The organism is Flavobacterium enshiense (assembly GCF_040750275.1).
Lineage (GTDB): Bacteria > Bacteroidota > Bacteroidia > Flavobacteriales > Flavobacteriaceae > Flavobacterium > Flavobacterium enshiense_B.
Genome location: NZ_JBDOCV010000001.1, coordinates 126,108 through 153,028, shown reverse-complemented (window position 1 = coordinate 153,028; position 26,921 = coordinate 126,108). Strand labels below are relative to the sequence as shown.

The 26,921-nt window shown below is 40.2% G+C and carries 18 protein-coding genes; 1 reads left to right on the top strand and 17 read right to left on the bottom strand.

Features of this window, described 5'->3' with window-relative positions; translation table 11 throughout:
- Positions 1 to 41: 41 nt before the first annotated feature.
- From ABGT15_RS00730 to ABGT15_RS00685, 10 genes are all read right to left on the bottom strand, one after another.
- Complete coding sequence (locus ABGT15_RS00730; RefSeq protein WP_367229504.1) at positions 42 to 431, bottom strand: VanZ family protein; 390 nt, start codon at positions 429 to 431, stop codon at positions 42 to 44.
- The gene (gcvH, locus tag ABGT15_RS00725) at positions 421 to 801 is read right to left on the bottom strand and encodes a glycine cleavage system protein GcvH (protein WP_367229503.1); all 381 of its coding nucleotides are present in this window, start codon (positions 799 to 801) and stop codon (positions 421 to 423) included. The genes ABGT15_RS00730 and gcvH overlap by 11 nt, the downstream gene beginning before the upstream one ends.
- A 61-nt stretch (positions 802 to 862) precedes the next feature.
- Positions 863 to 8,068 carry a cell surface protein SprA gene (gene sprA / locus ABGT15_RS00720; RefSeq protein ID WP_367229868.1) on the bottom strand — a complete coding sequence of 2,402 codons (7,206 nt, stop codon included), beginning with the start codon at positions 8,066 to 8,068 and terminating at the stop codon, positions 863 to 865.
- Between the two features lie 78 nt (positions 8,069 to 8,146).
- Positions 8,147 to 8,728, bottom strand: a complete 582-nt coding sequence (gene ruvA / locus ABGT15_RS00715; RefSeq protein WP_367229502.1) for a Holliday junction branch migration protein RuvA — start codon at positions 8,726 to 8,728, stop codon at positions 8,147 to 8,149.
- 94 nt (positions 8,729 to 8,822) lie between these two features.
- Positions 8,823 to 11,117, bottom strand: a complete 2,295-nt coding sequence (locus ABGT15_RS00710; RefSeq protein WP_367229501.1) for an NADP-dependent malic enzyme — start codon at positions 11,115 to 11,117, stop codon at positions 8,823 to 8,825.
- Positions 11,118 to 11,274: 157 nt separating this feature from the next.
- Positions 11,275 to 12,156 carry a DUF808 domain-containing protein gene (locus ABGT15_RS00705; protein WP_367229500.1) on the bottom strand — a complete coding sequence of 294 codons (882 nt, stop codon included), beginning with the start codon at positions 12,154 to 12,156 and terminating at the stop codon, positions 11,275 to 11,277.
- 81 nt (positions 12,157 to 12,237) lie between these two features.
- A complete protein-coding gene (queG, locus tag ABGT15_RS00700; protein ID WP_367229499.1) occupies positions 12,238 to 13,164 on the bottom strand; it encodes a tRNA epoxyqueuosine(34) reductase QueG in 927 nt (308 codons plus the stop codon).
- Positions 13,165 to 13,272: 108 nt separating this feature from the next.
- On the bottom strand, positions 13,273 to 14,295 hold the full coding sequence (gene ruvB / locus ABGT15_RS00695; RefSeq protein WP_367229498.1) for a Holliday junction branch migration DNA helicase RuvB: 1,023 nt from the start codon (positions 14,293 to 14,295) through the stop codon (positions 13,273 to 13,275).
- A 63-nt stretch (positions 14,296 to 14,358) separates the two neighbouring features.
- Positions 14,359 to 14,664 carry a GNAT family N-acetyltransferase gene (locus ABGT15_RS00690; RefSeq protein ID WP_367229497.1) on the bottom strand — a complete coding sequence of 102 codons (306 nt, stop codon included), beginning with the start codon at positions 14,662 to 14,664 and terminating at the stop codon, positions 14,359 to 14,361.
- Positions 14,657 to 14,884: a (4Fe-4S)-binding protein gene (locus tag ABGT15_RS00685; RefSeq protein ID WP_367229496.1), complete on the bottom strand. Its 228-nt coding sequence runs from the start codon at positions 14,882 to 14,884 to the stop codon at positions 14,657 to 14,659. The genes ABGT15_RS00690 and ABGT15_RS00685 overlap by 8 nt, the downstream gene beginning before the upstream one ends.
- Before the next feature lie 93 nt (positions 14,885 to 14,977).
- On the opposite strand from ABGT15_RS00685, the gene ABGT15_RS00680 reads away from it, so the two are divergent.
- Positions 14,978 to 16,381 carry an APC family permease gene (locus ABGT15_RS00680; RefSeq protein WP_367229495.1) on the top strand — a complete coding sequence of 468 codons (1,404 nt, stop codon included), beginning with the start codon at positions 14,978 to 14,980 and terminating at the stop codon, positions 16,379 to 16,381.
- 408 nt (positions 16,382 to 16,789) lie between these two features.
- Here ABGT15_RS00680 and ABGT15_RS00675 read toward each other — a convergent pair whose 3' ends face one another.
- Genes ABGT15_RS00675 through ABGT15_RS00645 form a run of 7 tightly spaced genes read right to left on the bottom strand, consistent with a single transcriptional unit; the run spans position 16,790 to position 26,912 of the window.
- Entirely contained in the window at positions 16,790 to 18,592 is a 1,803-nt protein-coding gene (locus tag ABGT15_RS00675; protein ID WP_367229494.1) for a cytochrome c oxidase subunit I, read from the bottom strand.
- 30 nt (positions 18,593 to 18,622) lie between these two features.
- Positions 18,623 to 19,780: a cytochrome c oxidase subunit II gene (locus ABGT15_RS00670; protein ID WP_367229493.1), complete on the bottom strand. Its 1,158-nt coding sequence runs from the start codon at positions 19,778 to 19,780 to the stop codon at positions 18,623 to 18,625.
- Between the two features lie 19 nt (positions 19,781 to 19,799).
- Positions 19,800 to 21,296, bottom strand: coding sequence for a quinol:cytochrome C oxidoreductase (locus tag ABGT15_RS00665; RefSeq protein ID WP_367229492.1), 1,497 nt, complete (start codon positions 21,294 to 21,296; stop codon positions 19,800 to 19,802).
- A 22-nt stretch (positions 21,297 to 21,318) separates the two neighbouring features.
- Positions 21,319 to 21,870, bottom strand: a complete 552-nt coding sequence (locus ABGT15_RS00660; protein ID WP_367229491.1) for a c-type cytochrome — start codon at positions 21,868 to 21,870, stop codon at positions 21,319 to 21,321.
- An 8-nt stretch (positions 21,871 to 21,878) separates the two neighbouring features.
- Positions 21,879 to 22,406, bottom strand: coding sequence for a DUF3341 domain-containing protein (locus ABGT15_RS00655; RefSeq protein WP_367229490.1), 528 nt, complete (start codon positions 22,404 to 22,406; stop codon positions 21,879 to 21,881).
- Between the two features lie 6 nt (positions 22,407 to 22,412).
- Positions 22,413 to 23,819: an NrfD/PsrC family molybdoenzyme membrane anchor subunit gene (nrfD, locus tag ABGT15_RS00650; protein WP_367229489.1), complete on the bottom strand. Its 1,407-nt coding sequence runs from the start codon at positions 23,817 to 23,819 to the stop codon at positions 22,413 to 22,415.
- A 39-nt stretch (positions 23,820 to 23,858) separates the two neighbouring features.
- The gene (locus ABGT15_RS00645; RefSeq protein WP_367229488.1) at positions 23,859 to 26,912 is read right to left on the bottom strand and encodes a TAT-variant-translocated molybdopterin oxidoreductase; all 3,054 of its coding nucleotides are present in this window, start codon (positions 26,910 to 26,912) and stop codon (positions 23,859 to 23,861) included.
- Between the last annotated feature and the right edge of the window lie 9 nt (positions 26,913 to 26,921).

Below are 26,921 nucleotides of genomic sequence, written 5' to 3'. Positions count from 1 at the left end.
AAATAAAAAAATCCCACATAGGTGGGACATTTATTCGTTTTTTATTGTAGCGAATCTGATTTCTTACCGAAAGCTTTCATAATAATCATAACAAAAACAGCAGTTATACTTCCTGTCATATTTGCTAAAACATCTAAAACTTCAGCCTTTCGGGTTATTGTAAAAATTTCCTGCAGCAATTCAATCATACAACCGTATAACAACGCCGCCATTAGAACAACAATAAGTTTCAGAACAAAACTCCAGCTTGTGAATCTTTTTTCGAGATACTGAAACCACAAAATCGAAAACACAAAATAAAACAAGCCGTGAACGATTTTATCTTTCCCCAGTATGCTTACACTTGGAATATTATTTGAACTGACTAGACAGGCAAAAGCAATTCCCGCTGACCAGAAAAAAGCAAGGTAAAATTTTTTCTTAGGCTCCAATCAATTCTTTGTATGCCTCAGCAGACAACAAACCGTCGATTTCTGAAGCGTCGGAAATTTTAACTTTAATCATCCAGCCTTTCCCATAAGCATCTGTATTCACAGCCTCAGGTGTTGTTTCAAGCTCTTCATTAAATTCAATAATTTCACCAGAAAGCGGCAAGAACAAATCTGACACAGTTTTAACAGCTTCAACCGTTCCAAAAACTTCATCCTGTGACAAAGTCTGGTCTAAGGTTTCTACTTCAACATAAACAATGTCTCCTAGTTCTTTCTGAGCAAAATCAGTAATTCCTACTGTTGCAATATCGCCTTCTAGGCTAACCCACTCGTGGTCTTTCGTGTACTTTAAATTAGCTGGTATGTTCATTGTGTTTAAATTTATTGCACAAATGTAATTTATTCGTTTTAACTACGAAAAGGATTCTGTATTAATTTCCAAAGTTATATCGCAGGGTAAATCCGGAACGGATATTGGTAATCGGATAAGTTGTCGATATAACAGCTTTGGAAAAAGAATGATCATAATAGAATATAGCCGTTAGGTTTTTACTGAAAGAATAGTCCGCCGTAAATTTAATGGACCATAAATTCTGACCGCCTCCCAACTGGTTGTTTTCGTAATCCAAATAACGAATAATGGTTTTATTTTTTCTGAAAGACAAATCTGCCTTAAGATTGATATCACTCTTAATAACACCTGTATTATCCGGAGCCAAGCTTGAATTAATAGTTACATCTTTAACACGGTAGCCAAGTCCGACAATATATTCATTGCCTTTTACCTCTGTTAGAAGGTTGTTATCAAAACTCATGGAAAGGGCACGGTCTTTTTTCATTTCCGCTAAAATCTTAAAGGAGTTTTTCATTTCAAAATCCAAACGCACTAACGGATTGAATTGTTCTACAAGATTCACATTGGACACAATGGTTTTTGGCTGGAAATTCCCTCCAGAATCCGGATTATCCACACCTTCCTGATACTCAAAATTAGAACGGAAAGAGTTAATAGTGTACGAAGCCCTGTAACCGTGCTGAATGGAAAAACGCTTGAACGTATCTTTAAAGAATTTATAACGCATTAACCCGGTATACTTGATATTCCAGTTTGGAATCGGTATATCACGGAAAGGGCTTGTCTTAACTTTATCCACATCCCCTCCGGTATAAGCCGCATAGAAAGCCGGCAATAAAACCTGTTGACTGTTTTTCCCATAGCCAACCGGATAACCATAATTCGGACTGGTTACATCATTATTTACAGGATAATTGGACGTTCCGTAATGTTCTGTTGCCAAACGATTTGCTATTTTCAGCCTGTTCTCACGGAATTCATTAAATACTTCCGAAATATTTTCATCACTCTGCTTAAAGGCCGTTTTAATAAGAACCGTTGTCATGGCAAAGTTTCCAAAATCGTAAGGCGAACGCGGGTTATAACTTCCGTCTGAAGAAACATCATACTGCTCCGAGAAATTCTGACTCATGGTACGATCGGCACTTAAATCAATCTTAAAATCCGGAAAAAGTTCCATCTGCCCTGTCATGTTAAGCATCTTATTCTTAACCTGAGTAAAGCTTTGGTTAAACTCCGGATAGTAGGTCAACCAACCGTTTCGGGCGGCTTCATAACGCACATCAGCCTGACTTCCCAACACAAATCCTACTGTTGGGCGTGAAGTTCCTAAAAACCCTACACTAGGCAAATATCCCGGTAAAACCGTACCTTCATTTTGTGTATAATTAACCTGTAGTGTTTTTAAACTGGTCACTATACCGATCATGCGTTCCACAAACAAGCTTCTTTCACTTGCCTGTTGGTTTTCGGCCTGCTGCAAACGCTGTCCCGGTTTTGGAGCGGCCGGTTTTGGAGCAGCTTTTGGCTGTTTTTTTGTTCGTCCGGTCAACCCAACATATTTATAAAGGGCATCCATACTAAGTGTCGTATTCAGCTTATGCGAACCGGCATTTTGAATGGTATTTCCTAAATCAAAATTCGTTCCTTCGTAGTCGATATTTGAAAAAGCATCTGAAGCACGTTGCCAACTGTAATCACTCGTATAAGAATAGGTTGACTTCACAAAAGCCAACGCCGGAATTTTGTTGATTGGCAAATCATAATTCACCACTAATTGCTGGGTATGCAAATTAGGTTCCCCCAAATTGAAGTAATCATCCCAAACCCCTAATTCATCGATTGGTTTGTTTTGCTCATCCAGATAATTGCGAACAATATTATTTGTATTTACCGAATAGTTAAATTTCAACGCTTTGGTTAGGTTAAAATTAAATCCATACTGATAATTAAAGAAGTAATTTCTTCTGTACAACGGATCCAAACCAATTCCTTCCACTTCAACCTGTCTGAACTGCTGCTTATTAAACTGTCTTAAAATATTTGACGAAAACGAAATGTTGTTCGGCATATAATTGACATTAAAATCGCTAAGCATTTTCCAGTAGCTGCTTTTCTTAAAGAATTTGTTGTTTTTAAAAGGCTCAATGGACTTCGGCTTAAACGTGTGTGCATAATCCGCAGAAGTTCTTACCTGTTGATCTCTTAAATTTTCAATCTGGAAATCGTGATGCTCCGTTTCATTATACGAATACGAAAGTGTTATATTTTCCGGGTCATAAAAACGTTGTTTCTGCTCCGGAGCTCTTTCTTTCTTAACTCCGATAAAGTTAATACTGGTACGTTTGGTATAATCGATAGCTCTATTTTTGGCATTTTTCTTTTCGGCCTCATTCTCCGTTACATCAAGAATTTGGTCTAATTCGATATCCTGATAAAACGGATCGTATTTAGGCGTAATCGTTTCTTCCCCTACACCATAATTGAAAGGCAAAACAATACCCCATTTTTTCGGTAATAGTTTTCCAAGATTAAAATTGGAAACAAAATTGTACTGAAAAACATCTTCACGGCTTCGCTCATTAGGACCTTCCTCCAAACCTCCAAAACCAATTGTCGATTTCTTACTAGTAGCCGAGAAGTTTGCAAAATCGGCAAAATTGGTATCCATGTTCGCCACGGCTGCCCAGCCTCCTTTATTATCCATATCGGCCATACGAAGCTCGTTGAACCATACTTCCCCACGAATGGCATCATTGGTCTTATTCTTTAATCCGACCATTATCGTTCTTACAAGTCCAAAGTTTGGATTACCTTTAATACCAATGGTCAATCGATCCGCTGCCGATCCTAAAAAGTTCTCCTTAATAAAACTAACACCATCTTCCAGATAAGCATCTGGAGGAAGATTATTTTGAATGGCTAAAACTTTAAGCTTGGTAAGCAATTCCAGTGGCAGGTTAATTTCATTCTCAGAAGGCCAGATCAGTTCCGGACTGGTTTGCCCGAACTGTGTCACTTTAAGCGGAATTTCTATCTGATAGAAGTTTTCGGTAAAATCATTTCCGAAACGTAAAAAAGCCACCATTTGATCATCTGAAAGATCTCCTGCAGCTACCGCCTCAGCATGTAAAAACATTTTCAATTTCTTGAACTGACGCATGTCCACACTTACATTTTTAAATACTGCCCTCGAATCTTTTTCTTCTAATCCATCACCGGCAGCACCTTTACTGTAAACACGTAATGACAACGATTGTTCATTCTGATTAATAATCGAATTGTTATTATTTAACTGTTCACGCTGCACGCCCGGAGGCATTACATACGGAATCGGGGTACGCTGATTATTTTCCTGAACATTAAGGGTTGTTACATCAAATCCGGTATTAGGATCCGTTGGATCAGTATCCGTCAAACTGTCAAAAGAAGCCAAATATCTTCGCCATTCTCCTCGCACCAGATCCAAAGAACCAAATCGCAACGTTACTTCTTCCTGGAAACCGGAAAGATACATTCTCATAAAACGAATGGAACGGAAATCACTGATAGACCCTATAACGTTAGCCGGATTACTGGCTAATTCCATAATTGGGATTTTATACAATACCCATCTCACTTTTGTTGAGCCTCCCGGCACAGGTACGTTGTTATTCTCCCTAACATCCGCCACATAATTAACGCCAACTACTGGGTTTGGTGAAATCGGGATATCAAACTTATAATAAGCATTGATGGTATTCATTGTATTATCCCTGTTGATATCTTCCACATCCGGCAAAGTAGTGGATCCCCTGTTATTATCGGATAACGACACAGGCGAATTCCCTTGCACTCCGTTGTAATTTCTGTATCGCTCAATTACATTTCCTCCGGCATTCAAATAATACTGATAGTTATCGGCAGCCGGGTCAGGATTGCCTCCAAACTGTGGAAACTTAACGGCTTCTTCAGCATCCGTAAGTCCATTATAGCCTAAATCCTGCACGGCTCGATTGGCATCGCTGGAATCGAAGGCATAAATTAAGGATTGTGAATAGGGTATTTTTCCCCAATTGGAAACATACGTTTGCATTGCGGATCCTGATTCAGGCAGTCCGTTTTCATACAATTTACGGCCATCGTTCAAAATATCTTCGGAAATTTCCCCAAGGTTAACCGTTAATGTACCGGAGTTGGTAAGCGGTGTGGTATCTTCCGGATTTTGTCCGTAAAAAGGATCCATCAACCAAAACTGCACGTACTCCACATTAGCCTGCTCAAAATTCGTGGAATTAATAGCACGCATAATCCCTCCCCAACGATCTTGAGGCTGCCCGGCAGTAAATAAATTAGTACTCGGATCTATCGAACCAAAGTCAAAATTATACGGCCCTCGTTCTTGCGGATAATACGTCAAATCTAAAGTACTGACTACGGTTGTCTGACCTTGAGCAATATCCGTAAGCGGGTATAATTCATCGCTGTAAATTCTTCTGACTCTGTTCGAACGTAAATCCTGCTCCGAAATTCCCGATGGTCGCTGTGAATCCACATAAAAAACCGGATCTACAGTATACCAGGAAAGTTTCGCCCTTTTATAACCTATAGTCAAGTCGTCTGATGGCGGTGTGGTCACATCGTCCGGAACACCATCAAAACTACCTTCTAAAGGAGTACTCGACAGGAACCAGGATTGCGGTGAACGCATATCAATAGTCGTTTGAGAACCTTCAAAATCATCAATATAAACGGTAGCCTCCCCATTAAAATTATCGTTTTTGGAAGCCCCCGGCATCAGGTAAGCTAACTCCCCTCTAAAGGATAAACTTGAAGGAACATCTGTATCAATATTCGGCAATTTATTCACTAACCTTGTAAACAATGGCACTTCAGTTGAAAAGTTTCCGTTTACCCCGAAAATAGTATTATTAACCGACTCCTGACCGTAATTTGTTTTTTGAGTGAACGGTCGCTCCGACATTCTTAATAACGTACCGCCAACCTGAAACTTATCATTGAATTTATGTTCCACATTAACCCCAAAGAACCTTCTGGTCTGTTGTCCGAAAACGGAATTATTTTCTAACGAAACTTCAATTGGAGTATTAGAAGCTTGCAAAGAAGGATCGAGAATCTGAACACGGCCTCGCTGATAATCCACAGTATAATCAACGCCTTCCAATAAAACTCTTCCCCCGGCAGTCACCACAACAGATCCTTGCGGCACGTTAAATGCGCCAATGGAAATCCCATCACCTCCAGTGGATTTGAATCGTCCTTTTAACTGAAACTTATTTTTATCACTTTCCTGAAGAGCCTGAGCCTGAGATTTTTGATACAGGCTTCGGAATACATATTTCTTCTGATTCTCGTTATAATCCGTTAAACTGTTAGGATCTCCGTAATAGTTTCCATTAGGACTTGAAGAATCTTCCAACTTTTTATACAAATGCTTCCCGAAAGGCTCCACCGTAGTGAAAATAATCCTTCCGTTTTGAGGATCTACTGTTAACCCCGGAAGAAAGTCAAAGAAACCGTCTCCTCCCTCCTGTGGGTCATTTGTATAATTCAGTTTGTCAACATTTAAAACCTTCAACAAAGGAGTTTCGGCTACATCTGCCGGTAATTGTGTCGGAATATTTCCACCTGCATCTTTAAAAGGCGTAATATAATTTAAAGGCGATGGATCCGTGTATAGAATATTAAATCGAAAATCTTCCTGAGTCAATTGAAAACCTCCGGGAATCTGATAGATATTTTTCATCATTAAATTCCAGGTTGGCTCGTTGACACTGTTCAGGTTACTCTTCAGCATTTTCAAAATCAAACTCTGAGTCGTCGGTATACCACCACTAACCTGTGTTGCATCTACACCATCGGTTCCAAATTCCCCTACCTGATACACCTGGTCTCCAACCGTGTACTGATAAGAAACGGCTAACACTTCATCATTAGCCAAACGCTGGTTTAAGGAAATATATCCCAATTGGGGATGATAGGTAAACTCACTTTGTGATAATTTACGAGCATTTTCCAACTTGGCATAATCACGGCCTTCAGTCATGGAAACACCAGGATTAAAACCGTTTGATGCCGTTGCCACATCTCTAATATTGGAATTCAACAAACCACCTCCGGATGTAATCATACCTGGATCAAAAAGGTTGTTGCTATTATTGGAAGGGGAATTAACCGGAGTAGGCGGCGTACCATAAAATCCAGGTATTCCCTGATCATCCACACCAACTGCTAAAGGCGTTATGTTGGCACCGTCTTCATCCATTAGTTGCGATTCTCCGATATCCTGAAGGGCAATAATATTTCTGAGGTTATTATCGGTAGTATTGATGCGGTTTTGTCTGTTGGTAATCCAAACCTCGATGCGTGTAATCTGCACCCGGCTGTTAATTATCGGATACGTTTTTAATGCATCGTTATACTTATTCCGGAAATACTGTGAAAGGAAATAGTGACGATCGGTATCGTAATCCAACGCAAACATTTCAAAGTCCTGCAAAGTTCCGCCACCTTGTGCGGTTACGGTACGGGTTTGCGATTTCTGCTCTGAGAAAACCCCGGTTACTGTCGTTTTACCAAACTGAAGTTGCATTTTGGCACCGAACAAACTCTGTGCCCCTCGTATAAGGGAACTGTTCAATGGAAAACTCACATTCCCCACTTCAATTTTTTGAATGATATCGTCTTCCGTTGGTGTATATTCCAACTTAATTAGGTTCTGAAAAGCAAAAGTGGATTGGGTGTCATAATTGGCATTTACCATTAATCGGGTTCCCACTTTTCCCTGCAGACTCATGCTAATGCGCTGATCGAAATCGAAAGTAAACGTTTTACGGTTTCGCGGAGAAAAGGAAGGGTTGTCCTGTTTCGTAAATCGGATCCCTAAATCCATCTCTACGGAACCTTGCGGTTTGACGTCGATGGTATTGCTTCCGAAGATGCTTTCAAAAAAACTGGAATTGATATAATATCTTGGTAATAAATCCTTTTTCGCCTCTTCACTCCCTTCTTTCTTCCCGTCAATAGCACTTAATTTCTGCTGAAAATATTCACGCATCGACTCTCTTAAAACCAATTCTTCGTATTCGGCAGGCGTTAAAATAATTGGGTAATTGATATTAAAACCGTCAAAAGTTTTGGTATAAATATAGCGGTTGGAATTGGGGTCATAGGTATAGGCTTCCACAATGCTTTTCGGATTGTCCAGTTCGAGATGCCCTAAAGAAGAACCGGTTTTCACCGAATCTTGGACTTCCTCATCTACCTGAGCCTGTGCGGTCATACCTAAAAGCAGTAACAAAACAGCCAGCAGCTGTTTAAAAGAAAAGGTGGAAGTATTGAAGTTTCGCGTTTTCAAGGACTATAAGTTTTTTAAAGCTTGTTTAATAATCGTTTCCACTGAAGCATTCGGATCTTCTTTGACAATTTTATCGACCACTTTTTCAGCCGATTTTCTCGCAAATCCTAAGACTTCCAAGGCAGATAACGCTTCATCTTTTCCGGTATTGTATTGTGCGACAGAAACTTCTTCTAAATTGTATATTTTAAGCACTTTGTCTTTCAAATCTAAAATGATCCGCTGTGCAGTTTTTGCCCCAATACCTTTAATGGACTGAATCGTTCCGACATCACCCGAAGCAATCGCCTGAATAATGCCTTGCGGCGCTATGGAAGACAACATGGTTCTTGCCGTGCTGGCTCCCACTCCGGAAACCGACAATAACAATTTAAAAAGCTCCCGTTCGGCTTTTTCCACGAAACCAAAAAGTGTATGTGCATCTTCTTTAATCTGAAGAAAAGTAAACAATTTTAAATTTTCAGCATCCGGAAGCAAAGAAAAGGTGTGCAATGAAATATTGATCTGATACCCTACTCCGTTGCAGTCAATGACAACTTCTGTAGGTGTTTTTTCCACCAATTTACCCTGTATATGTGCAATCATACTTTTTAATTCGTCTATCAAAAATAAGAAAAATCTTTTACCGTGATAATCAGAACAGATGAAGTCCATAATTATCCGATAAAAGATTCAATTTTTATTTGTTCAAACTCTGTTTTAAACGTTTCTCTTTTTCCTGGGCGTCTACAACAGCCACAGCGGCCATGTTAACCATTTCTTCCACACTGGCACCTAACTGAAATATATGAACCGGTTTATCCAAGCCAAGCATAATAGGACCGATCGACATCACTTTATTCAATTCTTTCAGCATTTTGTAGGTAATATTTGCAGCATCAAGATTAGGAAAAACCAAGGTATTTACTTTTTTGTTGGCAATTTTGGAGAATGGGAATTTGCTCGCCAACATTTCCTGATTCAGGGCAAAATCGGTTTGAATTTCACCGTCTACGACTAAATCCGGATGGTTTTCATGCAAAATATCTACCGCTTTTCTAATTTTTACAGCACTTTCATCGGATGAAGAACCAAAGTTTGAAAACGAAACCATCGCGATTACCGGTTCCATACCAAACATACGAACGGTTTTAGCCGTCATTAAAGCGATTCGCGCCAAATCTTCCGCAGAAGGATTCGGGTTAATGGCGGTATCCGCTAAAAAAATCGGGCCGCGTTTGGTCATCATCATGTTGGTCGTAGCAATACGGGTTACGCCTTGTTGCTTCGGTATTAATTCCAACATTGGTTTTACCACCGTCGGATAACTTCTGGAATATCCGGTTACCAAAGCATCGGCTTCTCCTTCATTAACCATCATGGCGGCAAAATAATTGCGTTCCCGCATCCATTTCTGAGCATCTAAAAGCGATGTTCCTCTTCTTCTTCTGGATTCCCAATAGGCGTTGGCGAAGCGGTTTCTTCGCTCTTCTTCGTCTTTGGTTTTCGGGTCGATGATCGTTACGTCTTCATCAAAACCAATTTCCTCTTTTAACTCTAAAATTGTTTCTTTATTTCCTAAAAGGATGGGCTCTCCAATACCTTCTTCTTTTACAATTTGTGCAGCTTTCAACACATCCAAATGATCGGCTTCCGCAAAAATCACTTTTTTCGGATCGGTTTTCGCACGGTTGATTAACAAACGAACCATTTTATTGTCAGACCCCATACGTTCCAACAATTCATCGCGATATTTGTCCCAATCGGTGATTGGCGCTGTTGCCACTCCAGAATCCATAGCGGCTTTTGCTACGGCTGGCGGCACTTCAGCAATTAAACGCGGATCGAAAGGTTTAGGAATAATATAATCGCGTCCGAAAGCTAATTTGGTTTCACCGTAAGCGATGTTTACCTGTTCCGGAACCGACGCTTTAGCTAATTCTGCCAAAGCCACAACCGCAGCTTTCTTCATTTCCTCGTTAATTTTCGTTGCGCGGACATCAAGTGCACCGCGGAAAATAAACGGGAAACCTAAAACATTATTTACCTGATTAGGATGATCGGAACGCCCAGTGGCCATAATGATATCTTTACGGGTAGCAATCGCCAAATCGTAATTAATTTCCGGTCTTGGATTGGCCATGGCGAAAACAATCGGGTTATCATTCATTCCCAACAACATATCCGGGGTAACGATATCGCCAGAGGATAATCCGATGAACACATCAACGCCTTTCATCGCATCACCTAACGAATCAATTTTTCTATCGGTGGCATACTTGCGCTGCATTTCCGAAATGTTTGGATCGTCTTTGCGTAAGGCTCCTTTACTGTTGAACATTACGATATTCTCCGCTTTTACTCCGAAAGAAACATATAAGTTAGCACAAGCAATAGCTGCTGAACCTGCTCCAGACACCACCACTTTCACCTCTTCCATTTTCTTTCCGGCCAATTCTACTGCATTCAATAAAGCGGCTGCGGAAATGATCGCCGTTCCGTGCTGATCGTCGTGCATTACAGGAATGTTCAGCTCTTCCACCAAACGGCGCTCGATTTCGAATGATTCCGGTGCTTTGATGTCTTCTAAATTAATCCCTCCGAAAGTTGGGGCAATATTTTTTACCGTTTCGATAAATTTCTCCACGTCTTTGGTATCTACTTCGATATCAAACACATCGATGTCGGCGAAGATTTTGAACAAAAGCCCTTTTCCTTCCATTACGGGCTTTGAGGCTTCGGGACCAATATCCCCTAAACCTAAAACAGCTGTTCCATTAGAAATTACAGCTACTAAATTTCCTTTTGCAGTATATTTATAAACGTTGTTAACGTCTTTTTCAATTTCTAAACAAGGTTCAGCAACTCCCGGAGAATAAGCTAAAGCTAAATCTCGCTGTGTTGCATATTTTTTAGTGGGAACCACCTGTATTTTACCCGGTGTGGGTTTGGCATGATATAATAAGGCTTCTCTTCTTTTACTGTCTTTATGCATGGTTTGTTTGTTTACTAACTCACAAATATAAGCGTATGCAGATAAAATGAGAAATTATTTTGACATTCTTTTGAAAAAAAACTCCTAAAAAAAACCTCGCACTACACTGTTTAATTTAACAGCAAAATCAATTAAAGAAGATTTGAAAATATTTACACTATTTTTTTAGATTACCTTTTAGTTTCTTAAAAACCGCCATTAGCAAAACTGTCGCTAGTCCGAAAACGATTCCAACAGCAAATTCAGCCAACACAGAAGGAATAGCATGCGGTATTAAATGATGTAAAAACGAAATATTGTGAAGAAAAATACCTCCGGAAACCAAAATAAGTGCAATGGTCCCCAAAACAGCAAGAGTTTTAATAACAAACGGCAAAGCTTTAATCAGTATTCCGCCTAAAGAGGATAAAAAACCTTTATTATCTGATTTTTTCATCAGATAAAAACCGGCATCATCCATTCTTACAATTAAAGCAACGATTCCGTAAACGCCAATAGTAGCAATGATTGCCACAAAAGTCACACTTAAAATTTGCGTAACCAATTCGTGTTGCTTTTCCATAGCTGTTCCTAATGCAATAATTACAATTTCAAGCGATAAAATAAAATCGGTTTTAATAGCCGATTTCACTTTTGCCTTTTCGGAATGTTCTTCATTTTCGTCAAGTTTACTTTCCGCAACAACTTGCGCTGCATTTTTGGCATGATGAAAAAAATACTCGATGATTTTCTCTACACCTTCATACGCCAGGTAAAAACCTCCAACAACTAAAGCCATTTTTATAGCAGGCGGATACAACCAATTCAACAGAAAAACAACCGGCAGAATAATGAGTTTATTAACAAAAGACCCTTTGGTAATGGCCCAAAGTACCGGAATCTCTCTTGAAGACAAAAAACCGGTTGCTTTTTCGGCATTTACTGCCAAGTCGTCCCCTAAAATTCCAGCTGTTTTTTTAGTTGCTAATTTGCTTGTCATAGCAACATCGTCCATTAATGCTGCGATGTCGTCTAGTATTGCAAAAAATCCAGATGCCATATTCCCCTATTATTTTTATATTATTTTAAAACCGCCCAAAACTACTTTAAAGTTTTTTAATTCAATCATCTTTTAACCTCTTTATTCTTTCAGAAAATTGATATTTCTTTTCAAACCTTCCGGCTTGGTACGTTTTACCGCTGAATTTTTAAAGACTTTCCGAAAGGTTTCCTCCGTAATTTCTTCCCAGTCTTTTTTGGAAAAAGAAAGCAATTCCGCATTTGGATTGAAAAGCGGTTCGTTATGCGGTTTGGAAAAACGATTCCAAGGACAGACATCCTGACAGACATCACAGCCGAACATCCAGTCGTCGAATTTGCCTTTCATTTCCATTGGAAGATTATCTTTCAGTTCGATGGTGAAATAAGAAATGCATTTGCTGCCATCTACCACATACGGCGCTACAATGGCTTCGGTGGGACAGGCATCAACACAGGCAGTACATTTTCCGCAGTGGTCGGTGGTAATGGTGTCGCATTCCAAATCCAAATCGACAATTAATTCGGCGATGAAAAAAAAAGAACCTACCTGTTTGGAAAGCAGATTGCCATTTTTTCCAATCCAGCCCAACCCACTTTTGGCTGCCCAGGCTTTATCCAGAACGGGTGCGGAATCCACAAAAGCGCGACCAGACACTTCACCGATTTCGGTTTGGATGAAACGCAGCAAATCTTTGAGTTTGTCTTTGATAACGAAATGATAATCCTGCCCGTAGGCGTATTTGGAGATTTTATAGCTTTCCTGATTTTGAACTTCAGAAGGGTAATAATTGAGCAACAGAGAAATGACACTTTTGGCATCGTCCACTAACAACGTTGGATCCAATCGTTTGTCGAAATGATTTTCCATGTAGTGCATTTCACCCTGCATGTTGTTTTTAAGCCAACGCTCTAAACGCGGGGCTTCATCTTCCAAAAAACCGGCCTTGGAAATCCCGCAAGACAAAAACCCGAGGCGCTGGGCTTCGGATTTTATCATGGTGGCATATTTTGATGTAGTTGTATTCATGGTTGCATTAGGGATAGAGCTGTCTGAGCTCTTTTTAGCGGAGCCCCGCGCAGCTAAAAAAGCGAGTGCGAAAGCCCGACCCGCCGTAAGCATGGAGGCAGGAATGCCCTAAAAAAGCCCGCCCTGTATATTGGTTCGGATTTTCCCTAAATGTTTATAAGCTTTCTCGGTAGCTTCTCTTCCTCTTGGTGTTCGAATAATGAAACCTTCCTGAATTAAAAACGGTTCGTACACTTCTTCGATGGTTTCGCCACTTTCGGAAACAGCAGTGGCCAAAGTCGTCAAACCTACCGGCCCTCCTTTGAATTTATCAATGATGGTGGTCAGGATTTTGTTATCCATTTCGTCCAGGCCGTGAGCATCGACATGAAGTGCTTTTAAAGCAAATTTCGAAATTTCAATATCAATTTTCCCGTTGCCTTTGATTTGCGCAAAATCGCGAACACGACGCAACAATGCATTGGCAATACGCGGCGTTCCCCTACTACGGCCTGCAATTTCAATTGCCGCTTCCATGGAAATCGGCATATTTAAAATAGAAGAACTTCGCTGAACAATGGTTGTTAACAATTCGGTGTTGTAATATTGTAATCTACTTTGAATGCCGAAACGGGCACGCATCGGCGCAGTTAAAAGTCCCGAACGCGTGGTCGCTCCTACTAAAGTAAACGGGTTCAGATTAATTTGTACGGTACGCGCATTGGGACCACTTTCAATCATGATGTCAATCTTAAAATCTTCCATCGCGGAATAAAGGTATTCTTCCACAATCGGACTCAGACGGTGAATCTCGTCGATGAACAACACGTCACGCTCGTCAAGATTGGTAAGCAATCCTGCTAAATCACCGGGTTTATCCAAAACAGGACCGGAAGTGATTTTGATGCCTACACCCAATTCATTCGCTAAAATATTCGCCAAAGTGGTTTTTCCCAATCCCGGCGGTCCATGGAACAAGGTGTGATCCAGAGCATCGCCGCGCATATTGGCTGCTTCAACGAAAACTTTCAGGTTTTCCAACACCTGATCCTGGCCGGTAAAGTCATCAAAACTTAACGGTCGTAAGGCTTTTTCGATATCGACTTCCTGCGGAGTAAAGCGCTCTTTGTTGGGATTCAGATTTTCATTCATTGGACAAAGATAGAAAGAAGTGTTCAGTTGGCAGTAATCCGTATTCAGTTTCTGCTGAAATGTTTAAACATGAAAGCCGGGCGCCAAAATTTCCGTCCATTCTGGATGTCTTTTCAAATAGGCCGCCACAAACGGACACAACGGCGCGAGAGTAAAACCATGTTCTTTAATCCAATTCAAGGTTCGGGAAACCATTTCAGAACCCACACCTTTTCCCTCAAGCTCGGCCGGTACTTCCGTATGTGTAAGAAAAACAATTCCATCATTGTTTTTGATGAACTCAACGTAAGCAACACTGTCTTCAACTTCCAATTCGAAACGCCTTTTTTCTTCGTTAAGTTTTAAAATGGTATTCTGAAGACTATGCATTTTTATCTTTATTATAATAAAACGACAACGCACCGGATGGGCATTTTTTTACTTGTTCCATAATTTCGTCGGAACTGGCGCCACGGACTTCAATCCATGGTTGTACTTTCGGACGAAAAACACTAGGCAGCCCACGAACGCAATTCCCGGAATGCACACACAAGTGCTGTTTCCAAACCACGGTGATTTCCCCATTGGTATATTCTTTCTCGTTTTCCATAATCGTAAGAATTTTGCTTTAGGAAAGTTACGAAAAAAAACACTCTGAATTTCGATGTTTTTATATCTTTAACGCAAACTAACCAAAGAATTTATGCAAGACGAAAATCAACATTTAAAACGGGAACTGGGATTGCTGGACGGCACCATGCTCGTGGTAGGCTCTATGATCGGATCCGGTATTTTTATTGTGAGTGCCGACATCGCCCGACAGGTAGGTTCGACAGCCTGGCTTTTAATCATATGGCTCTTATCAGGTATCATCACCATTATAGCAGCCGTGAGTTATGGCGAACTAAGCGCGATGTTCCCAAAAGCCGGCGGACAATATGTTTATCTGAAAGAAGCGTATAACAAATTGATTGCTTTTTTATACGGCTGGAGTTTCTTCGGGGTAATCCAAACCGGTACAATTGCAGCGGTTGGGGTTGCCTTTTCAAAATTTGCAGCTTACTTGGTTCCGGCTGTTAGCGATGAAAACATACTGTATGAATTTGGCGCATTTAAACTGAATGCAGCGCAATTGGTTTCCATCGCCACCATTATTCTATTAACCTACATCAACAGCCGCGGGGTTAAAAACGGAAAAGTACTGCAAACGGTATTGACAATTATCAAGATTGCTTCCTTAGTTGGATTAATTATTTTCGGATTAACCTTGGGTGCAAAAGCCGAGATTTGGAACGCCAACTGGACAGACATCTGGGCTACAAAATCCTACAATGCTGAAGCCGGAGCCTGGTTACCAATATCCGGTACCGCTTTGATTACTGGAATTTCGGCAGCCATGGTTGGCTCTTTGTTTTCGAGTGATGCCTGGAATGGGGTTACTTTTATCGCTGGCGAAATTAAAAAACCAGAGCGCAACGTAGGCCTAAGTTTATTTTTAGGAACTTTTATAGTAACGATTATTTATGTATTAGCGAATGTGATGTATGTGGCCGTAGTTCCTTTGGAAGAGATTGCTTTTGCGAAATCGGATCGTGTAGCTGTTGTAGCCGCCAATTATATTTTTGGCAATATCGGTACTCTAATTATCGCAATTATGATCATGATCTCCACTTTTGCCTGTAATAACGGTTTAATCATGGCTGGTGCTCGTGTATACTACACCATGGCTAAAGATGGCTTATTCTTTAAAAAAGCGGCCGAATTAAATGAATTCAGTGTACCTGCTTGGGCGCTTTGGGCACAATGTGTTTGGGCCTCGGCTTTATGCTTAACCGGAAAGTATGGCGATTTACTGGATTTTGTGGTTATTATCGTGTTGATATTCTACATCCTGACCATTTACGGTATTTTCATCTTACGAAAAAAGCAACCCGATGCGGAACGACCATACAAAGCTTTCGGATATCCATTTTTACCGTTTGCATATATCGTAATCGCTTCAGCTATAAGCATTTCCTTATTGATTACTAAATTTTCAACTTGCGGATGGGGTGTACTGATAATGCTGACAGGAATTCCGGTATACTATATGACACAACGCAAATAATATTTACAAAATATTAATTAGCAGTTGTTTAGCTTTTAAAAAAGCTGTACATTTACAATACAGTTTTTGATTTAGTATTATATCTGAATAAGAGGCACTACAAACGTGTTCTTTTTCGGATTCTATCTAGCTAAAAAAGTGTAGGGTGATAGTAAATCAAAAATTTATGGGAGGTCTTAATGACCTCCCTTTTTAATTCCATCCAATAAAATTCCGGAAACAAGCATTCAAAACAATCTTATCTGGTCTAAAAAGCCTTTCCATTACTGTAAACGGTATCCAACTATTCAATGCATATGAAAAAAGGAACTTTTAATACTTCATTGTTCCTAGAAAACTTCCAGCATACAAAATAAAGAAGCCTTTCCAAACGGAAAGGCTTCTTTATAAATGAACTATAATTTAATCTTAGTGATGAAGTTGTTCTTCTCCTTCTTTATAAGGAACAGTTTGTGGTACGAAATCATCATCGTGACCCGGCTTACTGTAATCATAAGCCCAACGGTGCACGTGAGGAATTTCACCTGGCCAGTTTCCGTGCATGTGCTCAACTGGCGTTGTCCACTCTAATGTGTTAGATCTCCAAGGGTTTTGTACCGCTTTTTTACCGTAGAAAATACTATAGAAGAAATTCCAGATAAATACTAATTGGAAAGCAGCACCAATCAAAGCAAACACAGTAATTAATACGTTAACATCTGCTAAATCGTCAAACAATGGGAAGTTTGTGTTGGTATAGTAACGTCTTGGTAATCCGGCCATACCGATAAAGTGCATTGGGAAGAATACTCCATAAGCACATACAGCTGTAATCCAGAAGTGAATATACCCTAAGTTTTTATTCATCATTCTTCCGAACATTTTAGGGAACCAGTGGTACACTCCAGCAAAGAAACCGTAAAGTGCAGAAATACCCATTACCAAGTGGAAGTGTGCTACTACGAAATAAGTATCGTGAACGTTGATGTCCAAAGTAGAGTCTCCAAGGATAATACCTGTCAAACCACCAGTAATAAACGTAGATACTAATCCGATAGAGAACAACATTGCTGGGTTCATCTGAAGATTACCTTTCCAAAGTGTTGTAATGTAGTTGAAGGCTTTTACCGCTGAAGGGATCGCAATCAATAACGTTGTAAATGTAAATACTGATCCTAAGAATGGGTTCATACCTGAGATGAACATGTGGTGACCCCAAACTATTGTTGATAAAAAGGCAATCGCCAAAATTGAAGCAATCATCGCACGGTAACCGAAGATAGGTTTACGTGAATTGGTTGCAATAATCTCTGAAGTAATACCCAATGCTGGTAGTAATACGATATATACCTCAGGGTGACCTAAGAACCAGAACAAGTGCTCAAACAATACCGGAGAACCTCCTTGATAATGTAAAACTTCACCAGAAATATAGATATCAGACAAGAAGAAGGAAGTTCCAAAACTTCTGTCGAAAATTAACAACAATGCTGCCGATAATAATACCGGGAACGAAACAATACCGATAACTGCAGTGATAAAGAAAGCCCAAACTGTTAACGGCAATCTTGTCATAGACATCCCTTTTGTTCTAAGGTTGATTACAGTTACTACATAGTTCAACGATCCCATCAAAGAAGAAGCAATGAAGATCGCCATCGATACCAACCACAATGTCATACCTGTACCAGAACCAGGAATTGCCTGAGGCAAAGCCGATAACGGCGGGTAGATGGTCCAACCTGCAGAAGCAGGTCCTTGCTCTACAAATAACGAACAAAGCATAACAATTGTTGAAACGAAAAACAACCAGTATGAAATCATGTTCATAAATCCGGAAGCCATATCACGTGCTCCAATTTGCAACGGAATTAAAAGGTTACTGAATGTACCGCTCAAACCTGCTGTCAATACGAAGAACACCATGATAGTACCGTGAATGGTAACTAGTGCAAGGTAAATATCATTACGCATTACCCCTCCCGGTGCAAATTTCTCACCTAAAAGGAATTTAAAGATTCCAAAAGATTCCTCCGGCCATGCAATCTGCATACGGAACAACAATGACATCATAACCCCGATAATCCCCATGATTAAACCGGTTATAAGGTATTGCTTAGCAATCATTTTATGATCAATACTAAAGATATACTTTGTGATGAAAGTATCTTTGTGGTGATGTTCGTGGTCGTGTCCGTGATCGTGACTTAAATCGTGTCCTACTGCTGACATAGTATTTTTATTTGAAAATATAAAACGTTATTATTTTACTACCTGAGCTATTGCTTTTGCAGAATCTGCAACCGGTGCAGCTCCTTCAGCTGCTGCCGGAGTTTCAGAAGCTGCTGCCTCTTTAACTGTTTTACTCAAAGTAGCTTTTTCACTTAACCATTTTTTGTAATCCGCTTCACTTTCCACAACAATTTTCATTTGCATGTTAAAGTGTGACGCTCCGCAAATTTTATTACACAATAATAAGTAATCGAATGTATACGGCTCTAAAGCAGTTTTTCCTTCAGCAACCAAAGCAACACTGTTTTTAGCTCTTATCTTGTTGATTCTGGCAACTTTATCCATCATCTCCGGCAATTGACGCATTTGATCCGTCGTCATGGTCGGTGTGAAAGAGAATTGCGTTACCATACCCGGCACACAGTTCATTTGCGCACGGAAGTGAGGCATGTAAGCTGAGTGCAATACATCCTGAGAGCGCATTTTGAAAATAATTTTTCGACCTACCGGCAAATGCAATTCCTGCACCTGTTTGTCATCCTGTGCATTCGGATCCGACAAGTCAACACCTAAAGTATTAACACCTTCAATATAGCGAACGTTTGCTTTACCTAAAACACCATCTTCACCAGCATAACGTGCTTCCCAACTAAATTGCTTAGCATAAAGCTCCACAAAAATCGGATCACCTTCTTTTTCATCCACAAACATGATATTAGTCCAAGCGTACAATCCATAAAGAATCAAACCTGCCAAAACAATCACAGGGATAATTGTCCAAATGAACTCCAATTTGTCGTTATCGGCAAAATAAAGCGCTTTGTTTCCTTGCTTACCTCTGTACTTGAATGCAAAATAGTGCAATAAAGCCTGAGTAATCGTCTGAACAATAAAGATAAGAATCATGGAAATCCACATCAAACGATCGTAATCAGGGCCATGTTCTGAAGCTGAGTTACTCATCAATGGTAAATCACCAAATTTCACGCAGCAATAAATAGTGGTTAGGTAAATGAAAACCAAGAAGGCAAACATTAAATAACCATTAATATTATTATCCTTATCGGTTGCAATTTCAGAATCGTCTGAATTTTTTGCTCCGATTTGGGTCAAGTCAAATATCTTAGTCAATTGCCAAACGGCAACCCCTAATAAAACTACTACTAAAAGTACCAATAAACTTGTCATTTGTTTATTACTTTAAATATTAATAATGAAAATGTTTACTTTCTTCAATCAACGGATTACGTTTTGCTAATAACGGAGCTTTAGTAAGAGCCGAGAATACCACAAAAATAAACAATCCTAAGAAGAACATCAAGGCTCCAATTTCAGCCGCACCAATAAACCACTGGTCACCAACCGTTGCCGGCATGATCATATTGAAGAAATCAATATAGTGACCTGTAAGAATAATCAATCCCGCCATAACAACAATCCAAGTAAGACGTTTGAAGTCTGTATTGATAAGGATTAGAATAGGAAGCACAAAGTTCATAACCACCATTCCAAAGAACGGCAACTTATAGTTTTCAATTCTGGTAACGAAGTAAGTAACTTCCTCTGGAATATTGGAGTACCACATCAACATAAATTGAGAAAACCATAAATATGTCCAGAATACTGAAATACCAAACATGAACTTAGCCAAATCATGGATATGACTTGTATTCACATATTCCAAATATCCTTTAGATTTTAAATATAAAGTTACAAAGGCAATCGTAGTAATACCACTCACAAAGAACGAAGCGAATACATACCATCCGAATAAAGTACTGTACCAGTGAGGATCCACAGACATTATCCAATCCCATGAAGCGATAGATTCCGAAACGATAAAGAATGCTAAGAATCCGGCAGCCATTTTGAAATTCTTTTTGTAGAAAGAATCATCAGATGCATTATCTTGAGCTAAAGAGTTCTTTCTTGAGTAATAACGGTACAAGTTCCATCCTGCTAAGAAAATAAGAGCTCTAATTAAAAAGAAAGGCACATTTAAGAATCCTGATTTACCCGCAATGATAGCATCATAGTTTGGACTCGCAGGATCCGTAACACCTTCTCCCATCCATGTAAACAAATGGTTCATGTGCATACCCGAAAGTACCAACAACAAGAAGAAAATAACAGAACCTGGCAACAAATACGCTGTAATTCCTTCCATCACACGGAACAATACCGGTGACCATCCAGCCTGTGCAGCCCATTGGATCGCATAAAATGCCAATACTCCAACAGAAATCAACATAAAGAAGATACATGCTACATACAAAGCAGCCCAAGGTTTGTTCTGCAATTGGTGCAATACGTGCTCTAAGTGTTTTTGGTGTTCTGCGTGTGCATCATGAGCTTCTGCTTTATCAGCATGAGCATCATCATCAGTGTGATCTGCCACAGCAGCAACCGCAGCAGTGGTATCATGAGCCGTAGCAGCAACTGAATCCGAAACGGTGTGCGTTACGGCAGCTGAATCTGTTTTAACTTCTTCATGAGAAGCAGTTGCAGCGTGTGCTGTTTCTGCCGCATGTGCATCATGAGCCGGAGCAGCTGCATGATGTCCACCATGATGACTTTCCGCTAATATTTTCTCTACGTCTTCCGTAGTTTTTGGTGCAGTTAAAAAACCATATGCCAATCCTAACAACCCAAGAGCCATAAGGATAAAGGCAAAAGTTTTTAATTTGTTTGAAAATGTGTACATATTCTAAACTTTCAAATGAGTTTTACTTCTTTAATTCTCCTCTTAGTGTCATTACATGTTTTGCAACTAACCAACGCTCTTCCTGCGTTAACTGGTTAGCATGAGAACCCATGGCATTCAAACCATACGTTTCAACATGAAAAACACTGCCTTCAGTAATTTCTCTGTCGGCATAACTTGGTACACCCAAGAATTTCTCTCTTTTTACCAAATTACCTTTTCCGTCTCCTTTTTCACCGTGACAGATTGCACAATAGATATTGTACAATTCAGTACCTTTTTCAGGATTAACAGACAAAGAATCAAGAGGTGATTTTAAATTTGTCTTTGCATAAGCATATCCGGCCGGTGTGTTCGGAACATCATACGGCTGGAAACCTCTTTTTACAGTTCCTTCAGCAGGCTTTAACCCCTCTTTTCCACCTTTGAAAGCAGAAGACTGAGAATAGGTTTCATACGCTACCGATTCGTACATATTCGGAAAGAACTGATAGTTAGGTTTTGATTTGTCGAAACAAGATGTTGCAACAACAGAAACGCCAACTAATGCTACTATTTTATATAAAGCTTTCATATTATCTATTAGTGCTTATCAATTACTTTAACTTCTACAGCTCCTGTGTTTTTAAAGAAAGAAACCATGTCTTCTTCATTTCCATGTAGTGCCACTTCCATCAAGAAGTGATCATCTGTAGTTCTAACATCTGGGTTTTCCGCTTGTTTAAATGGCCATAATTTACTTCTTAAATAGAACGTGATAACCATTAAGTGCGCCGCAAAAAACACTGTAAGCTCAAACATTACCGGAACGAAAGCCGGCATGTTCTGATAGAAAGCAAAACTTGGCTTACCACCAATATCTTGTGGCCAATCCAATATCATGATATAGTTCAACAAATTAGCGGCAATCGTCAAACCGATACACCCGTAGATGAACGATGCAATTGCTATTCGGGTTGGCGCCAATCCCATTGCTTTATCCAAACCGTGTACTGGAAACGGTGTATAAACTTCTTCAATATGATGATGAGCAGCTCTGGTTGCCTTAACCGCATCCATCAGAATATCATCATCAGTATATATTGCATGTATAACTTTATTCGTACTCATGATCTATTAATGATTGTGTGAATGATGTCCTTCTTTTTCTCTTTCTCTTTTGTAGTTGTCACCAGAAGTTTTCAAAATTGTTTTAACCTCTGCCTGAGCAATTACAGGGAAACTTCTTGAATATAATAAGAATAATACGAAGAAGAAACCAATTGTACCGATATAGATACCCGCATCAACAAATGTTGGCTGGAACATCGTCCAAGATGATGGTAAGTAATCTCTGTGTAATGAGGTAACGATAATTACAAAACGCTCAAACCACATACCGATGTTTACCACTAAGGAAATGATAAACGAGAACATGATGCTGGTTCTTAATTTTTTGAACCACATGAACTGTGGAGAGAATACGTTACACGTCATCATCAACCAGTACGACCACCAGTAAGGTCCCGTTGCACGATTTAAGAAAGCATACTGCTCATACTCAACTCCGGAATACCAAGCTACGAAAAGCTCCGTGATATAAGCACATCCTACGATTGAACCCGTAATCATGATTACAATGTTCATCAATTCGATATGCTGGATGGTGATATAATCTTCTAAGTTACAAACCTTTCTCATGATGATAAGCAAAGTGTTTACCATCGCGAATCCTGAGAAGATCGCTCCCGCAACGAAGTACGGAGGAAGGATTGTCGTGTGCCACCCCGGAATAACGGAAGTCGCGAAGTCAAAGGATACGATCGTGTGTACCGAAAGTACAAGTGGTGTTGCTAAACCAGCCAATACCAAAGATACTTCTTCAAAACGCTGCCAGTCCTTAGCTCTACCTGACCATCCGAAAGACAAGATAGAATAAATTCTTTTGTTAAAAGGTGTTACCGCTCTATCACGAATCATTGCGAAATCCGGCAATAAACCTGTCCACCAGAAAACCAAGGATACGGAAAGGTACGTCGAAATCGCGAATACGTCCCACAATAACGGGGAGTTAAAGTTCACCCATAAGGAACCGAACTGGTTTGGAATTGGCAATACCCAGTATCCTAACCATGGACGACCCATGTGAATAATCGGGAACAAACCTGCCTGGACTACCGAGAAGATAGTCATCGCCTCTGCAGAACGGTTAATGGCCATTCTCCATTTTTGACGGAATAATAATAATACGGCAGAGATAAGAGTTCCGGCGTGACCGATACCTACCCACCAAACGAAGTTAGTGATATCCCAGGCCCAACCAACTGTTTTGTTTAATCCCCATGTTCCGATACCGGTAGAAATGGTGTACACCATACATCCTGCTCCCCAAAGGAAAGCTGCTAATGCAATGGAGAATACGGTCCACCAAAGTTTGTTTGCTCTTCCTTCAACCGGACGAGCCACGTCTACTGTTACATCGTGATAAGATTTATCACCTATAACTAAAGGTTTTCTAATGGGTGCTTCGTAATGAGACGACATAATCCTTTATATTGTTTCTTATTAATTATTTTATTACTCTTAAGTATTTCTAACTTTTACGTGGTAGAATACATTTGGTTTGGTTCCGATGTGCTCTAATAAATGATACATTCTTTCGTCTTCCACTAATTTGGCTACTTGACTCTCCTTATCATTTACATCTCCAAACACCATAGCTCCGCTAGTACAAGCTGCCGAACATGCTACTTGGAATTCATCTTTACCTACTGCTTTTCCTTCACGTTTCGCTTTCAAGATTGTCGCTTGTGTCATCTGAATACACATTGAACATTTCTCCATAACTCCACGAGAACGAACGTTCACATCCGGATTCAATACCATACGACCTAAATCATCATTCATGTGGTAATCGAACTCACTGTTTTTGTTGTACAAGAACCAGTTGAAACGACGTACTTTATAAGGACAGTTGTTCGCACAGTAACGAGTACCTACACAACGGTTATAAGCCATGTGATTCTGACCCTGACGACCGTGTGATGTTGCCGCTACCGGACAAACAGTTTCACATGGTGCGTGGTTACAGTGCTGACACATTACCGGCTGGAACGCTACCTGAGGATTCTCTGACGGATCTTCCATACCAGTAAAGGTATCGATAGAGTTCATTAAACCAGATGCTTTTCCTTTCAAATCTAAATCCCCTTTGAAGGTTTCTTCCGAAGAATAGTAACGGTCGATACGCAACCAGTGCATATCACGGCTTCTTCTCACCTCAGATTTACCCACTACAGGAACGTTGTTCTCAGCGTGACAAGCAATAACACAAGCCCCACATCCAGTACAAGCATTCAGATCAATCGATAAATTAAAGTGATGACCAACAGAACGGTCGAAAGAATCCCACAAGTCAACTTCTGTTGCAGGAGTTGCCTGGTGATCTAAAGATACCATTGGAATTGGATTCCAGATTTCAGCATCTTTTGTATTGAATATTTCAAGGGTAGTTTCTTTAACGATATCACCTCTACCCATTAATGTTTTTTGTAACTGAACACAAGCAAACTCGTGATCGCCATTACCTTTAGTCAACTTAGCGGTTTGGTTCGCATTTAAGTTAGCATACACTTTGTAAGCGTTAACCCCAACCTGCATTTCAGCTTTCATCGCTTCTTTACGACCGTATCCTAAAGCCAAACCGATTGTTCCAACAGCCTGACCCGGTTGAATAATCACCGGAACATTTTCCAACTTCACACCACCTACTTCTAAAGTAGCATAGCTTCCGTTAAGACCACCGTTAGCAACATTATAATTTTCCAAACCTAATTTTTCAGCATCCTTTTTGGAAACCGTTACGTAGTTATCCCAAGACGCTCTTGTGATTGGATCCGGGAATTCCTGTAACCAAGGGTTATTAGCTTGTTGCCCGTCTCCCATACCGGTTTTCGTATACAATACTAATTCTAATCCCCCTGCATTTTTAGCTTGTGCTAAAGTTGCTGCTGCCCCTGCGAAGTCCGCAGCTCCCGAACCGGCAACACCAGCCTCGAAAGTATGAACACCATCATGTACTAATTTATTCCATGACATTCCGGCAGCAATTGAAGTTCCAACCGCTTTTAAATAATCGTAATAAGAAGTAGTATTACCAGTCCAAGCCAATAAAGCTTCCTGGAATTGTTTTGTATCAAATAACGGACGGATAGTTGGTTGTGTAACCGCATAGTGTCCTTTTGTAATCATTACATCACCCCAAGCCTCTAAGTAATGAGGGACCGGAGCCGCAATCATAGCTTTAACAGCTGTTTCATCTTCACGCAGTGTGAATGAAACAGATGTTTTCACTTTTCCTAAACCTGCTGCAAAATCAGCAGCGTTCGGCAATGTGTAAAGTGGATTAACACCGCTCATGATTAACGTGTGAACTGCACCCGCTTTCATATCAGCCACTAATTGCATAACTGCCTTATTATCTCCTTTACGGATCAAACGAGCAGCCGCAGGATTAAACGCTTCTGAACTTAGCGCTTTGTTGATTGCCAATACTAATAATTGGGCATTAACATCATCTAAACCGGAAACTAAAACCCCTTTTGCGCCGGCAGCTTTTAACTGCTGCGCTGCTTTTACCACAGCCTCTTCCTGCTTCCCTAAGTTAGCAGTACCTACTGAAGCACCTGTAATAGCATTATATATTTTTACTAAAGCCTGCTTTTGCTCTGTAACGGTTAATGGAATACGCTTATCCGCATTAGCACCCGCCAAAGACATGTTCGCCTCGATTTGGATGTGCTTGGACATTTTTCCGTTTTTCGGAACACGCCCTTGAGCATAACCTGAATCATAGCTACCACCTTGCCAGTCACCTAAGATATCCGCACCTACAGACACGATAACATCTGCTTTTGCGAAATCGTAATCTGCCAAAGCTCTTTCTCCATACACCATTTGGAATGCATCCAAAGCAGTGGAAGAAGAAACCGCATCATAAACCACATGTTTAGCTGACGGGTTTTTAGCAATAAAGTCTGCAATTAATTTATCTGTAGAAGGACTCGCCATGGTATTGGTTAACAACACTACCTGACCGCCTTTTGCTTTTGCATCTGCCAAACTCGCAGCTACTTTAGCATTCACCTCAGACCAAGCAGCATCCTTACCACCAATCTTAGGTTGTTTCAAACGCATGCTGTCATACAACGACAACACTGACGCATGAACTCTTGCATTAGCACCAAATTTAACATTTGGCAAATTATTATTTTCAACCTTGATAGGACGACCTTCACGCGTTTTGATTAAGATGTTTGCAAAATCAAAACCATCCATCATTGTTGTCGCATAGTAATCGGCAACACCAGGAATGATTTCTTCAGGTTGAACTACATAAGGAATAGACTTAACAACCGGACCTTCACATGCTGCTAACGAAGCTGCCGCAGTAGAGAATCCAACGTATTTCAAAAAGTCACGACGAGTTGTTGAGGAAGCTGACAGGGTAGCCGTGTCTCCAAGGAATTCATCCGTTGGAATTTCTTCAACAAATTCATTGTTTCTTAGCGTCTCAACAATAGAGCTATTTTCGTTTAGCTCCTCAACACTTTTCCAGTATTTTTTGTTTGATGCCATTGTATATAG